Genomic DNA, 13,736 nt, shown 5'->3' with positions numbered 1-13,736 from the left:
TTACTAAAATAAAAAATCTAAATAAAACAATGTATTTAATCTTTATTTATTTTAGTTTGATCTGATAAACAGCTGTAGATCCGCTTACTTCATTACCCACAACCAATAAGGGCTGACCATTTGGTGAGTCTTTGGCTGCAATGAAGATGAGACCTTCAGGGCCTAAATCACCTTGTTGTGTGATGTCTGTTTGGTTGATATCACGGTCATTAAAGTACTGTACAAACTGTGCATTCTGAGGGTTGCTAATGTCATACACCATAATACCGCTAGCACGTTCAAGACCAATAAAAGCAAAGGTTTTTTTGCCAATTTGACCTAATGTAATCCCTTCTGGCTCAGGCCCTTTATTGTCACTACGGTCATCAAATTTAAAGGCTTCATGGTTGCTATTAAATTGCTTCGGAAATAACTCCGCAATTTTACGTTCAAACTCACTACCAGAATCCCAGACAATTTGACGCGTCGTCGGGTCAACAATACTGAATGAACGACCGCCATAGGCATACAATTTGTCATACACCAATTTGCCATCTTCAAGTAAAGGCTGACCTGAAGCATCTCGTTTAAAGCCTTGCGTCCAACTAATAGTTAAACGACCAATCTGTGTATCTTTAATTAAATTCTCTGCACACACTTCGCTGGCATCGGTTGTAACACACGGTTTATATACGTTCGGATCTAATTTTGCACCCGTCACACCCGGCACGATATGACGTAAATGCGCTGCATAATCCCCTTTAAGATCAAACCCTGCTTTTTTAAAGAGATGCTTCACCCGAATCTCTTCAGCATAACCTTGAGTCACGTCATCTCCTTTAAAATAGGCATCTTCATCTTTAAGCCATTCACGTGCATCACCTTCATTTGCCGTGACCAAATAAGGCTTACCGTTCACTTGATATTGAGCAATCGCATCTGGCATATACATCCCATACAGCCCAGGCCAAGACTTAATATTTATCATGCCTGCATCTTTGTCGCAGTTCGTAATGGTCTGACCATGACTATCCATCGCCCCAACTAAGCAATCACGATCACTCGCATCTAGAGCATTTTCAGGTAAGCCATGATCTTTATAGCCCATCGGAAAAATATCGATGAATTCATCTTTGACTAAATCCAAAACGGCAATGGCATTATTTTCCTGCAAACTGACCCAAGCGGTTTTAGCATCTGCACTAATCGCGATATATTCCGGCTCCAAATCTTGTGCCACACTGGTGGTTTGCAATCCCTTTGTCGCTAGATCTGCATAACTGTTGGTATCGGGGCCAAAAATACGTACCCCCGCATCAATTAAACTTTGTTTTTGGCTATTCCATGCTTGAAAGTTTGCTGTCTTTACGGTTGGCTTATTGATGTCTTGAATATTAATAATACTCACAGAACCTTCAGGATCGACTGCATAACCTTCATTCGGTTCGCCTTCATTCGCGACTAAAACCTTTTTGCCGTCGGGACTAAAGGTCAGCATATCAGGTAGTGCACCGACGTTAACCTGGCTAATAAAGCTTAAATCCTGTGCTTTGAAAAAGGCCACGATCCCTGCTTGTGTTTTATCCTCAGCCTGTACTGCCAAAGCCACAATACCATTGTGTACGGCGACACTATTTACTTCAGAATTGGCTAAATATTTTTTCGCATCCAATGACTGCAAATATTGAGGTGTTGAAGGTTGTTTTAAGTCCAAAACATCCACCATGCCTTTTTGAGCATTTACCACAAATAGACGCTGACTACTTGCATCATAAGCAGGAATTTCTGCCGCACTTGCTCCAAATACTCCAGATTCATAACGCCCAATTTTCATTAGTTCAATGCTATCTGGCGTGGTTTCTTCCACTATAGGGGGAGCGACGACTTTGTTATCATCATTGCTATCATTACATGCGACCAATCCCACCGAAAGCATTGCCAACATCAATGCTGAAAATTGTATTTTCATGTTTTAGTTCATCTTTTATAAAAATATGAACAATTTATAAACACTAGATTGCATCATCATGAAGCTTTCATTACAGTTTTCTTGCAAGGGATCAATGCAATGATGAAAAGCTTTTACTACAACCCGAACTGAATATTCCTTTAAACTATTTCAAAACCTTCACTTTATAAATATATGAATAGCACGCCAACTCATCAGGCTTTACAACCCGAATTCAGACTCTTGGTTTTGCTGGTGTCCATTGGTTTTTTCATGCAAGGGCTCGACACCACCATTGTCAACACTGCAATTCCAGCAATGGCACGTAGCTTAGGCGAAGATCCGCTACAAATGCACAGTGTGGTGGTGGCCTATGTGTTGTCCGTTGCAGCATGTATTCCTTTAAGTGGTTGGTTGGCCGATCGTTTTGGGGTACGAAATACCTATTTCAGTGCCATTATTATTTTTACCCTCGCGTCATTGGGCTGCGGCATGGCCAATAGCCTGAATGAACTGCTGTTTTATCGTGTAATACAGGGTATTGGCGGGGCGCTGCTCTTACCCGTTGGGCGATTGGCCATGCTTAAAGTCATACCACGCACGCAGTTTTTATCAGCGATGAGCCTGATGAGTCTGGCGGGTTTAATGGGGCCTTTGATTGGACCGACACTCGGCGGTTGGATGGTCGAAGTCGCAAGTTGGCACTGGATCTTCCTGATTAATATCCCGATGGGACTTCTTGGTGTGCTCATTACTTTTAAAGCCATGCCTAATGTTACCGAACCAAGTGTGCAGCGTTTTGACTTCTGGGGCTTTATTCTACTGGTGGTCGCCATGGTGGGCTTATCTCTCGGCATTGAAAATTTTGCCAGCCCTCACCTGCCGCTCTGGTGGAGTTTAAGCTTAATTTTTGCTGGCATAGCGGCATGTACCATTTATGCTTTTCATGCGCACACCCATGCCAATGCCCTATTTAGAAGTAAACTATTTAAGAATAAAATTTATGCCATTGGCATTGTTGGCAATTTCTTTGCCCGTCTCGGTGGCAATGCCATGCCTTTTTTAATTCCACTCATGCTGCAAGTGGCTTTTGGCTTCGAACCGTTCATTACCGGTTTATTGATGATCCCGACTGTGCTCGGGTCATTGGCCTCCAAGCCGATTATTCGCCAAATCATTCAGCGCTTTGGTTATCGCAAAGTCCTGTTGGTTAATACCTTTTTAGTGGGTGCCTGTATCTGTAGTTTTGCTTTATCTACTGCGGAAACGCCAACGTGGTTACGAGCTCTACATTTCTTTATTTTTGGTATCTTAAATTCCCTCCAATTTGTTTCGATGAATACGCTGACGTTGAAAGACTTACCGCAACAAGATGCCAGCAGCGGCAATAGTTTTTTATCCATGATTATGATGGTTTCAATGAGTATTGGTGTAGCGCTTGCAGGTACTTTGGTGAACCTATTTACTGCTTACTACGGTGCAGATCAGGTGGTCTCTGCTTTCCATACCACGCTGATTTTATTGGGCTGTATCAATTTAATTACTGCTGCAATTTTCTGGCAAATTCCAAAAGATGTAGCCGTCTAAGCTGCTCTTTGAAGCGATCTAGATGACAACACAGGTAGGTGCGCGTTATGATCAAAACTGAGTTCCGGACACATTTCCATGCCTAAGAAAACCAAAGCCAAACATAAAAAATTTGATTTGAAAAAATACAGTCCAGTGATTGGCGGTGTGGGTGTCGTGGTGATTGCAGGTCTCAGTTATCTCGCGCTAATCCCTCATCGACCTGCATCTGCTGAGGAATATCCTGTCAAAGGTTTTGATGTTTCCCATCATCAAAAAGAGATTCAATGGTCAAAGATCTCTCCGCAACGCTATCAATTTGTCTATTTAAAAGCTACAGAAGGCGGTGATTTTAAAGACACCAAGTTTCAAGAAAATTGGCTAAAAGCACGTGAAAGAGGGTTTCTTGTTGGCGCCTATCATTTTTATCGCTTATGTCGCGATGGTAAAATTCAAGCCGACAATTTTATTGACTCTGTCCCCAATAAAGCCGATGCCCTGCCCCCAGTCATTGACTTAGAATATGATAGTAACTGCATCAATACCTATAGCAAAGAACAACTACTCAAAGAAATTAACGACATGCATGACCGGTTACATCGGCACTATGGTAAGCAACCTATTTTTTATACCTCAAAATCATTTTATAACATTGTCTTGGCTGGTGAGTTTCAAAAAACACCGTTGTGGGTACGCGAATATAAGAGTTTGCCAGATTTAAAAAACAATCCAAAATGGTTGTTTTGGCAACATACCAATCAAGGTGAGATCAGCGGCATCCCAACAACGGTCGACTTAAATGTGTTTTATGGTTCACAAAGCCAATGGAATAGCTTTTTAAAAGCCAATGGTCTGGAGCATGCCATTCAAACTGAAAAATAACATTCTGACGGTTTAAATAAACGGCTGCAGATAAAAGCATAAAAATTAGCACTAAAATGAAGAAAAAATAGAAAATTAAGGACGATTCAATATGGGGAAAAGAAAAATATGGGCTTATTGCATCTTGAGTATCATCGTGAGTTTAAGCCTTGCACTGCTGTATTTGGTTCAACCATCAGGGCAACTCAAAACCTTTCAGCCTTGGATCTATCAAGCGCATCAAGACCATAAAATGCCTCATTATCAGGTTAAATTTTTCGGTGTTTCGACATTATTATTTGATGATGGCAAGCAGCAGGTTTTAGTGGATGGTTTCTTTAGTCGCCCATCTTTAGCAACAACCTTTTTAAAAAAAATTGACAGTGATGCGTCCAAAGTGGATCAGATCATCCAATCACACAATTTAAAACGTACGCAAGCCATTCTGGTCACACATTCACATTATGATCATGCGCTAGATGTCCCATTTCTCGCACATCAACTGAGTCAGGCCAAAATTGTGGGCTCTAACAGTACACTCAATATCGCCCGTGGCGCCAATATCCCCGAGACACAATTACAACGGGTTCAAGCTTGGCAGCCGATGAAGTTTGGTGCATTCACAGTCACTGCCATTCCGTCTCAACACACACCTCCTATAGTGGTAAATAATGATCTTGGAGAAGAAATTACTACACCGCTAACGTTACCGACCCGTTTTCCCAGTTTTAAAGAAGGTGGCTCCTTTGATTATTTAATTCAACATGGTGAACATGTGAGTTTGGTCAAAGCCAGTACGGGAGCAATACCAAAGCAATTTCAACATTTAAAAGTCGACACCTTATTTTTAGGCATTGCGCAACTTTCCCAACAATCTGAACAATTTCAACAAAATTATTTAAAGGAAACCTTGGCAACGCTGCAGCCCAAAACAGTGATTCCCATACATTGGGATAACTTTTTTGCTCCAATTGAACCTGAACTTGAGTTTTTACCTCGCTTCGCCGATAACACGCCACAGAGTTTAAATCGATTAATTCAAGCAGCAGAACAACAACATGTAAAAGTCGTTTTATTGAGTCAACCTGTGTCGTTTGGGCTGAAGCACGAGCTATTGAGTAAGATCAGTCTATGCGATACTCAATTGTGTTAGTTAAACCAAACATAAAGATGAGCATGAGGAAAATCATACATATCGATATGGATGCTTTTTTTGCATCAGTCGAACTACGTGACCGGCCTGATTTGAAACACCTCCCTGTGGTGGTGTCCTCACATCATCCACGTGCAGTGATTTGTGCAGCATCTTACCCTGCGCGTGAATTTGGTTTACGTTCCGCCATGTCGATGTCACAGGCACGCAAACTCTGCCCACAGGTGGTGGTAATTGAACCCAATTTTGAAAAATATCGGGCTGTGTCTGCTCAAATTCATCAAATTTTTCGCCGTTACACACATACGATTGAACCGCTTTCATTAGATGAAGCCTATTTGGATGTCACTGAAAACTTTCAACATGTGCCGAGTGCCACAGAAGTTGCAATGCGGATTCAAGCTGAAATTTTTCAAAGCACAGGCTTAACAGCTTCAGCCGGTGTTGCGCCAAATAAGTTTCTAGCCAAAGTGGCCTCCGACTGGCACAAACCCAATGGCATCTGTGTGATTAAACCCACGCAAGTTTTAAACTTTATTCATGATTTACCCCTAAAAAAGATACCGGGTGTAGGAAAAGTCATGCAAGAAAAGCTCAAAACATTAGATCTTGCCACATTGGGAGATTTGCAAAAAATTGATGAATCCATATTGATTCATCATTTTGGTAAATATGGGCGGCAGCTGTTTTTATATGCCCAAGGTATAGATGAACGCCCTGTTCAAGCCGAACGCGAACGTCAGCAAATTTCTAAAGAAACCACCTTCGATGATGATTTTACTCTCGAACAATGCCATAGCTATTGGCCTAAATTAATTGACCAAGTCTGGCACAGTTTGGAGAAAAAGCAGCTCAACGCACGTGGGGTATCTGCAAAATTAAAACTCAAAAATTTCCAAGTTCTACAGCATAGTAAAAGCTTTAAAACCCCACTCACCTCACGAGATGATTTGGTACAAGTTATTCAACAATTATTAAATGAGATGTCGATTTCCCCAGAATTACAATTTCGGCTGATTGGTGTAGGTGTCTATCAATTAGCCGCACGAAATACAGAAACTCAACTTACACTGCTTTGAAAGGTTCATTTTATTTTGATCTACATTGGGTTCAGCCTCGCCACATTGCATAAGTTTTAGCCATAAGAACAAATTTAAATCAATTTACTATTCACAAAACATAAAATTAGAGTACTCTATCAGCGCAATACATTATCCGTGTATGCGCTGAGATGCTAAAAATCACCTTTACTTTTAGCATGCTGTCCTGTGATTGGCGTGACGATCAAATCCGAATATTACAGGGCAACTCTGTTGTCAATCATGGAATATTCCGCTGTATGCGTTCTGCAAACTCTGCTACACCCTCTCAAAATACTTCACAATTTCAAGAACAACGTGCACGTAAAGCAGCCCTAAGTAGCTTTGTTGGTGCTGTCGTGGATTGGTATGACTTCCTCCTCTACGGCATTGTTGCTGCTCTCATCTTTAAAGATCAGTTTTTTCCCAGTATTGGCAACAATATGGGCACACTTGCTGCGCTTGCCACTTTTGGTGTCGGCTTCTTATTCCGCCCATTAGGCGGCATTGTGTTTGGACACTTCGGTGACAAACTCGGGCGTAAAAAGATGCTGGTGTTAACAGTTGTGCTTATGGGGATTTCAACCGTTGGTATTGGGTTATTACCTAATTTTGATGCAATTGGTTGGTGGGCACCCATTTTACTGGTCACGCTAAGAGCAATACAAGGCTTTGCCGTAGGAGGTGAATGGGGTGGCGCTGCCCTGATGGCAGTAGAAAATGCCCCTAAAGGTAAGAAAGCATTTTATAGCAGTGGCGTACAGATTGGTTATGGCGTAGGACTGGTTTTAGCCACTGGTGCGGTATCGCTCATTATTGCCACTCTGGGTGAACAAGCATTTGCTGAATGGGCATGGCGAATTCCGTTCATAGCCAGCATTGTACTGATTGCCATTGCCATGTGGATTCGACGTGATCAAGATGAATCCGCTGAATTTGTAGAACAGGTGATAGAAGCTGATGCTAAGCCGAAAAAACTGCCGATTGTGCAAGCCATCACACAGCACCCTAAAGCGTTCTTCTACATTATTGCTCTACGTTTAACAGAATTATTGACCATGTATTTGGTCACCAACTTTGCACTGAATTATTCCACTACCCAATTAGGCATGGACAAGCAGTTCTTCCTCAATATTACCTTAATGGTGGGTGCAATTAGCTGTTTCAGCATTCCCCTTTTTGCTTGGCTTGCTGACCGTTTTGATCATCGAAAAATGTGTGTTTTAGGTGGGTTAATTGGTGCTTTATCGGCCTTCCCATTCTTTATGGCGCTCGATGCACAAAATACATGGATGATTATTATTGGCGCGATTTTATTGGCCAATATTGCCCATGATATGGTGGTCAGTGTACATCAGCCAATTTTTACTTCTTTGTTTGGTACAGCCTATCGCTACAGCGGTGCAGGTGTAGGCTATCAAGTCGCAAGTATTATTGGCGGAGGCTTTACTCCGATGATTGCGGCAGCATTGGTCATTTGGGGTGATGGTTCATGGCAATATGTCGCTATTTATTTAGCCATTGGCTGCTTGCTGACTGCGGCAGTTGCTGCCATCATGCCTAAAACACAAGATTAATCGCTTACGCTAATCAGGATATCTAAGATGACTATACAACGCCTCCATGTCTCACAACGCTTTTCTGAAATTGCAATTTCAGGACAATTGGTACATTTGGCAGGTCAATTAGCATCTGACTTAAAGCTCGATATTCGTGGTCAGACTAAGCAAACCTTAGACATCATTGATCAATTTCTTGCCGATGCAGGAACAGATAAAAGCCATATCATGTCTGTGACGATTTACCTCAAAGATATTACACAAGACTATGCAGCTTTCAATGAAGTTTGGGACGCTTGGGTTGCTGACATTCAAGCACTTCCACGCACATGTATTGAAGCTAAATTATATGATCCACGTGTACTCGTTGAACTAACCGTTGTCGCAATAAAACCTGAATAAAATAAAATCTAAAATAAAAAAAAGCATGCTCGAAGACATGCTTTTTTTATTTGGGCTGTATGCGTTCAACATACAGAGATATTCGAATAAAAAATCAATTTGAACCCATAATTTTGATTTTTTTACGCTCAAGATCCGAATACAAGTGGTACTTTTTTAAATCATTTACCGCAACCAATGGTCGAGTTACAGCTTGATCATGAAGGAAATCTTCACGTAGCTGTACATACTCAGGAACATCATCATAACGAATCACGCGGTAACCAGCCAAAGACAACAACGCATCTTGGTATTGAGATTGTTGCAGGCGTTTTAATACCATTGAATCATCCAAAGCCACAATAGCTTGAATCTGGTGTTGTTCATCTAATACAACAAAATCCGCCACCATATTGCGATATTTATTACGTGTACGGTAATACTTTGTGGTTAACAACGCATCAAATGAGACATGTGCCAAAATCGTATGTTTCGGCAATATTTCTTTTAAACGCGTATACGTCAGTTGCTCATTAATATTGAAAATTGCACGTTGCTTGAGTGCGCTATCTTGCTGTCTACTATCATTCTCAAGGCTTTTCCAAGCCATTATGAGCATGCAGAAGAGTAAGATACTCCCAATTACTATGTATATAGTCATCTCATAATCCTTTATATTTCTTATATTTTTGGTATTAAACATACTTCTTATCGGGAAGTAGTATATAGCCTCTATTATTTTTTTAATGTCCTATTAAAAAAAATAACTCTAACTTTCACACAATGCGTGTTTAATCTGACAAAAAGTTGCAAATGCTTTAATAGCTAACATCTCATGCCACTTCAGTTCAGAGTCAAAACAGTATCCCGCCTGTTTATTGTTACTTTAGATCATTCAATAAAATCTCAGCAAGTGCATTTAGTATCACTGTCCGACAATTCCGATAAGCTGTAATTTTATGCTAGAAATTCAGTAAGATACTAAAATTAAATATACATTTTTCCTTGTAACACAATATTATTTCAGCTGAAAATTCAGGACGATCTCGCCATTCACCCATCTAATTTATTTGCCAACAAATCGTTTTATACAGAACTTTCACTGACAAAATCCGCCACAATTAACTTTCATACCCATATTCGCCATAAAAAAAGACACCGAAGTGTCTCTTTTTATCTATTTCTATGCCTTTTTAAGCACGCGATTTCGGTTTTGATTTCCCTTTGGGTTTCGGGCCACCAAATGGTTTTTTAGCATCGCCAGTTTCACGCGGTGGCAAACCCGTATGCTGAGTTAAGATTTGACCACGCTCAGGACGCTTCTTGGTATTTGAAGGACGTGATTGCGCAGCTTTACCGCGGTTGCCTTGTTCGCCTGTACGTTTTGCAGAATCACCTGCAAGTGTCGAATTCTTTTTACGCGCAGACTGGTACTGCCCTTCAGCACTACCCGCAGGTTGATAAGTCGGAATCAAATGCTGTTTTGAGTTACCGATCAAATCTTGGCGACCCATTTCTTTCAAAGCTTCACGAAGCATAGGCCAGTTATTTGGATCATGGTAACGTAAGAAGGCTTTATGCAAACGACGACGCTTCTCACCTTTCACAATATCCACTTGTTCGGTGTAACGTGCCACTTTCGCCAGTGGATTTTTACCGGTGTAATACATCGTTGTTGCAGTTGCCATTGGTGATGGATAGAACGTCTGTACTTGATCGGCACGGAAACCATTCTTCTTCAGCCAAATTGCAAGGTTCATCATATCGTAATCCGTCGTTCCCGGATGCGCTGCGATGAAGTAAGGAATTAAGTACTGCTCCTTACCTGCTTCCTTACTGAAACGATCAAACATTTGTTTGAAACGATCATAGGTACCAATACCTGGCTTCATCATTTTATTGAGCGGGCCTTTTTCGGTATGTTCAGGTGCAATCTTGAGGTAGCCACCCACGTGATGCGTTACCAACTCTTTCACATATTCAGGGTTAAGTACAGCAAGGTCATAACGTAAACCTGAACCAATCAAAATCTTTTTAATACCTGGTAATGCACGTGCTTTACGATACAACTGCGTCAACGGAGCATGATCGGTATGTAGGTTTTGACATACACCTGGGAATACACACGATGGCTTACGACAGTTCTTTTCAATCTCAGGATCTTTACATGCCAAGCGGTACATGTTCGCTGTAGGGCCACCTAAGTCAGAAATAATACCGGTAAAGCCAGGTGCAGTATCACGAATCTTTTCTACTTCACGTAAAATTGATTCTTCTGAACGGTTTTGAATGATACGACCTTCGTGTTCCGTAATCGAACAGAAGGTACAACCACCGAAACAACCACGCATGATGTTCACAGAGAATTTAATCATGTCAAAGGCAGGGAAACGTGCTTGGCCATAAGCTGGATGTGGCAGACGTGCATATGGCAAATCAAACACATAATCCATCTCTTCCGTGGTTAACGGAATCGGCGGTGCATTCAACCAAACATCACGTTCTCCATGCTTTTGCACCATGGCACGGGCATTTCCCGGATTAGTTTCTAAATGCAAAATACGGTTGGCATGAGCATATAAAACAGGATCTTGCGATACTTCTTCAAATGCAGGTAAACGAATTACAGCCAATTCACGTGGTGGTAATTTGTGTTTAATGGCTTTTGATGCAGGCTGTAATTGTACAATTTGCGTGTCATTATCTAAATTGTCACCTTCACGTACAATTGGATTCGCCACATGCTCTTTTTGGAAACCTTGATATTGACTTAGGTCTTTACCTTGCTCAATTTCACAGCCTTCTAAGTCTTCAGTCATTACATATGGATTGATGATTGGATCAACGCGACCAACCGTATCCACATCATTCGATGCAATTTCTACGAACTTCGCTTTTGAGGCACGATTATGTTTATTGACAATAAACGCTGTACCACGTACATCTGTGATCTCGTGGATTTTTTCACCACGTGCCAAACGGTGCATGATTTCAGTGATTGAACGCTCACCGTTACCATACATTAATAGATCTGCTTTAGAATCCATCAATACTGAACGACGCACTTTATCAGACCAATAGTCATAGTGCGCGATACGACGAAGTGATGCTTCAATACCGCCAAGTAATACAGGAACATCTGGATAGGCTTCACGCACACGTTGGCAGTACACAGTTGCCGCACGGTCTGGACGTTTATTTGGCTGATTGTCTGGAGAATAAGCATCATCTGAACGAATTTTACGGTCAGCCGTATAACGGTTGATCATCGAATCCATGTTACCTGCGGTCACACCCCAAGCAATATTGGGTTTACCCAATACACGGAAGGCTTCAACATCAGTCCAATCAGGCTGGGCGATAATACCGACACGGAAGCCTTGCGCTTCTAAAGTACGACCAATAATGCCTGAACAAAAAGATGGATGATCGATGTACGCATCACCACAGACTAAAATAAAGTCACAACTGTCCCAACCGAGTTGATCCATTTCTTCGCGTGACATCGGCAAAAATGGCGCAGGGTCAAAACATGACGCCCAATATTTGTCGTAATCAAACAACGCTTTAGGCGCTGTCTGCATAGTATAAGCAGTAGACATGGCTAGCAATTCTCGGCTGGCAGATGATAGGAGATCTAAATTAGATCAAAGATGAAAGCTGATCATTTTACCATGAATTCCATTCATCTTGCTTGATTATAATTTATACAAATCTAACTAAGTAATTCAAATCTTTTATATGCCTTGGAATTCGGACCAATTAATACCATTCATTTCAAAATTAGATTATTTAATTGATTTAAGTCTAAGTGCTAAACAAAGACCAATGATTAAAATACAGCCAATAAATATGCTTAATCCAATCCAACCTGTTTTTTCCCAAACCATTCCACTGCCACTACCGAGTACACTTGATCCCATGTAATAGCTAAATAGATACAAAGATGAACCTACCGCTCGATATTGCAAAGATTGCACGGCAACCCAACTACTAGAGGTCGAATGCGCTGCAAAAAATGCGAATGTAGATATCAACAATCCAATTAAAACAAATATTAATAACGGTATGAGCATAATGCTGATTCCAATTAGCATTAAAAAGAGCATTGCAATAAGTACATATTCACGCCCAAAACGTCTTCCCCACTGTGCAGCACGTGGTGAACTATAAATACCAGCCAAATAAGCAATTGAAATCAAACCAATCCATGTTTGTGACAATTGAAACGGATCATCTATGAGTCGATAGCTCATATAGTTAAAGACCGAAACAAAACAGCCCATCAAAATGAATCCTTGCATGAATAGGATTCTGAGTTTTTTATCTTGAATATTTTTTATAAAAGAATGATAGAACCGATCTAAGCGTATTGGATAGGAAATGAAGTGCTTAGAAGCTGGCAGCAATCGTAAAAATGCGATAGCAATACATAGGTTTAATAGACCGATGATCATCATTGCCGACTGCCAAGAAATATAGTCAATCAATACACCAGCAATTAGTCGTCCACCCATCCCACCAATAGCTGTTCCTGAGATATACAAGCCCATCGCAAAACCAATATCTTTTTGTGCAATTTCTTCACCGATATAGGTCATCGCAACAGCCGCAACACCACTTACACTTAAACCAATCAGGATTCGATTAGCTAAAAACACCTCCCAAATAGGAAGCAGCGAACTTAAAACTGAAAGTAGTGCTGCTAGAAATAAAGCACAAACCATTACAGACTTTCTTCCATAGCGATCTGAAATCAATCCCGTAAATAGCAGCCCTATAGCGAGTGCAATAGTCGAAAAAGAGAGTGGAAAACTACTATGGGTCGGACTCACTTTAAAAAAGTCAGCAAAAATCGGCATCATCGGTTGTACACAGTACAAAGATGAAAAAATGGCAAAACCAGCTAAGAATAAGGAGAATAAAATAGCAAGAAATGAACGTGAACCATACTCAATATAGCCTTGTTCAGCGGCTGAAGTAGACATAAGCTTTCCATTTTAGATGGAAACAGTATACCCCTCTCTAGAATTGAATAGAGGATGTATTTGTATAATGCCTACTCCCCTTATCCTATTTTTAGTGCATAAAAAAATCCCCCTATCTCATAAGAGTTAGGGGGATTTTGAATAATGAGCTGGCGATGACTTACTCTCACATGGGTAACCCCACACTACCATCAGCGCTAAGAGGTTTCACTTCTGAGTTCG

Annotated in this window: 10 protein-coding genes; 6 read left to right on the top strand and 4 right to left on the bottom strand. The window is 41.0% G+C overall.

What is annotated here, in order from left to right; genetic code table 11:
- Positions 1-46: 46 nt before the first annotated feature.
- On the bottom strand, positions 47-1,948 hold the full coding sequence (locus FTT84_RS09985; RefSeq protein ID WP_180081097.1) for a choice-of-anchor I family protein: 1,902 nt from the start codon (positions 1,946-1,948) through the stop codon (positions 47-49).
- 174 nt (positions 1,949-2,122) lie between these two features.
- Here FTT84_RS09985 and mdtD point away from each other — a divergent pair, with 174 nt between their 5' ends.
- The 6 genes from mdtD to FTT84_RS09955 all read left to right on the top strand — a co-directional run bounded on the left by mdtD (position 2,123) and on the right by FTT84_RS09955 (position 8,547).
- A complete protein-coding gene (gene mdtD / locus FTT84_RS09980; RefSeq protein ID WP_180081099.1) occupies positions 2,123-3,514 on the top strand; it encodes a multidrug transporter subunit MdtD in 1,392 nt (463 codons plus the stop codon).
- Positions 3,515-3,592: 78 nt separating this feature from the next.
- Positions 3,593-4,375, top strand: a complete 783-nt coding sequence (locus FTT84_RS09975; protein WP_180081100.1) for a GH25 family lysozyme — start codon at positions 3,593-3,595, stop codon at positions 4,373-4,375.
- Positions 4,376-4,466: 91 nt separating this feature from the next.
- Positions 4,467-5,507 carry an MBL fold metallo-hydrolase gene (locus tag FTT84_RS09970; RefSeq protein WP_180081102.1) on the top strand — a complete coding sequence of 347 codons (1,041 nt, stop codon included), beginning with the start codon at positions 4,467-4,469 and terminating at the stop codon, positions 5,505-5,507.
- Between the two features lie 23 nt (positions 5,508-5,530).
- Positions 5,531-6,586, top strand: a complete 1,056-nt coding sequence (gene dinB / locus FTT84_RS09965) for a DNA polymerase IV (protein WP_180081103.1) — start codon at positions 5,531-5,533, stop codon at positions 6,584-6,586.
- A 260-nt stretch (positions 6,587-6,846) separates the two neighbouring features.
- Positions 6,847-8,163: a shikimate transporter gene (gene shiA, locus FTT84_RS09960; RefSeq protein WP_180081104.1), complete on the top strand. Its 1,317-nt coding sequence runs from the start codon at positions 6,847-6,849 to the stop codon at positions 8,161-8,163.
- Positions 8,164-8,190: 27 nt separating this feature from the next.
- Positions 8,191-8,547 (top strand): RidA family protein, encoded by a 357-nt coding sequence (locus tag FTT84_RS09955; protein ID WP_180081105.1) that lies wholly within the window; start codon positions 8,191-8,193, stop codon positions 8,545-8,547.
- A 94-nt stretch (positions 8,548-8,641) separates the two neighbouring features.
- Here FTT84_RS09955 and FTT84_RS09950 read toward each other — a convergent pair whose 3' ends face one another.
- The 3 genes from FTT84_RS09950 to FTT84_RS09940 form a co-directional block, all read right to left on the bottom strand.
- Positions 8,642-9,187: a DUF2726 domain-containing protein gene (locus tag FTT84_RS09950; RefSeq protein WP_180081106.1), complete on the bottom strand. Its 546-nt coding sequence runs from the start codon at positions 9,185-9,187 to the stop codon at positions 8,642-8,644.
- A gap of 532 nt (positions 9,188-9,719) precedes the next feature.
- Positions 9,720-12,128 (bottom strand): YgiQ family radical SAM protein, encoded by a 2,409-nt coding sequence (locus FTT84_RS09945; protein WP_067763228.1) that lies wholly within the window; start codon positions 12,126-12,128, stop codon positions 9,720-9,722.
- A gap of 186 nt (positions 12,129-12,314) precedes the next feature.
- The gene (locus FTT84_RS09940; RefSeq protein WP_180081107.1) at positions 12,315-13,514 is read right to left on the bottom strand and encodes an MFS transporter; all 1,200 of its coding nucleotides are present in this window, start codon (positions 13,512-13,514) and stop codon (positions 12,315-12,317) included.
- Positions 13,515-13,736: the final 222 nt, after the last annotated feature.

Origin of the sequence: Acinetobacter sp. YH01019 (genome assembly GCF_013420285.1) — a bacterium.
GTDB lineage: Bacteria > Pseudomonadota > Gammaproteobacteria > Pseudomonadales > Moraxellaceae > Acinetobacter > Acinetobacter gandensis.
This window is presented reverse-complemented; position numbering and strand designations above follow the sequence as displayed.

What these genes read in the sequence shown, in the direction of transcription:
- FTT84_RS09985 (WP_180081097.1), bottom strand. Translation starts at nt 1,948, where the DNA reads ATGAAAATACAATTTTCAGCATTGATGTTGGCAATGCTTTCGGTGGGA.
- mdtD (WP_180081099.1), top strand. Translation starts at nt 2,123, where the DNA reads ATGAATAGCACGCCAACTCATCAGGCTTTACAACCCGAATTCAGACTC.
- FTT84_RS09975 (WP_180081100.1), top strand. Translation starts at nt 3,593, where the DNA reads ATGCCTAAGAAAACCAAAGCCAAACATAAAAAATTTGATTTGAAAAAA.
- FTT84_RS09970 (WP_180081102.1), top strand. Translation starts at nt 4,467, where the DNA reads ATGGGGAAAAGAAAAATATGGGCTTATTGCATCTTGAGTATCATCGTG.
- dinB (WP_180081103.1), top strand. Translation starts at nt 5,531, where the DNA reads ATGAGGAAAATCATACATATCGATATGGATGCTTTTTTTGCATCAGTC.
- shiA (WP_180081104.1), top strand. Translation starts at nt 6,847, where the DNA reads ATGCGTTCTGCAAACTCTGCTACACCCTCTCAAAATACTTCACAATTT.
- FTT84_RS09955 (WP_180081105.1), top strand. Translation starts at nt 8,191, where the DNA reads ATGACTATACAACGCCTCCATGTCTCACAACGCTTTTCTGAAATTGCA.
- FTT84_RS09950 (WP_180081106.1), bottom strand. Translation starts at nt 9,187, where the DNA reads ATGACTATATACATAGTAATTGGGAGTATCTTACTCTTCTGCATGCTC.
- FTT84_RS09945 (WP_067763228.1), bottom strand. Translation starts at nt 12,128, where the DNA reads ATGTCTACTGCTTATACTATGCAGACAGCGCCTAAAGCGTTGTTTGAT.
- FTT84_RS09940 (WP_180081107.1), bottom strand. Translation starts at nt 13,514, where the DNA reads ATGTCTACTTCAGCCGCTGAACAAGGCTATATTGAGTATGGTTCACGT.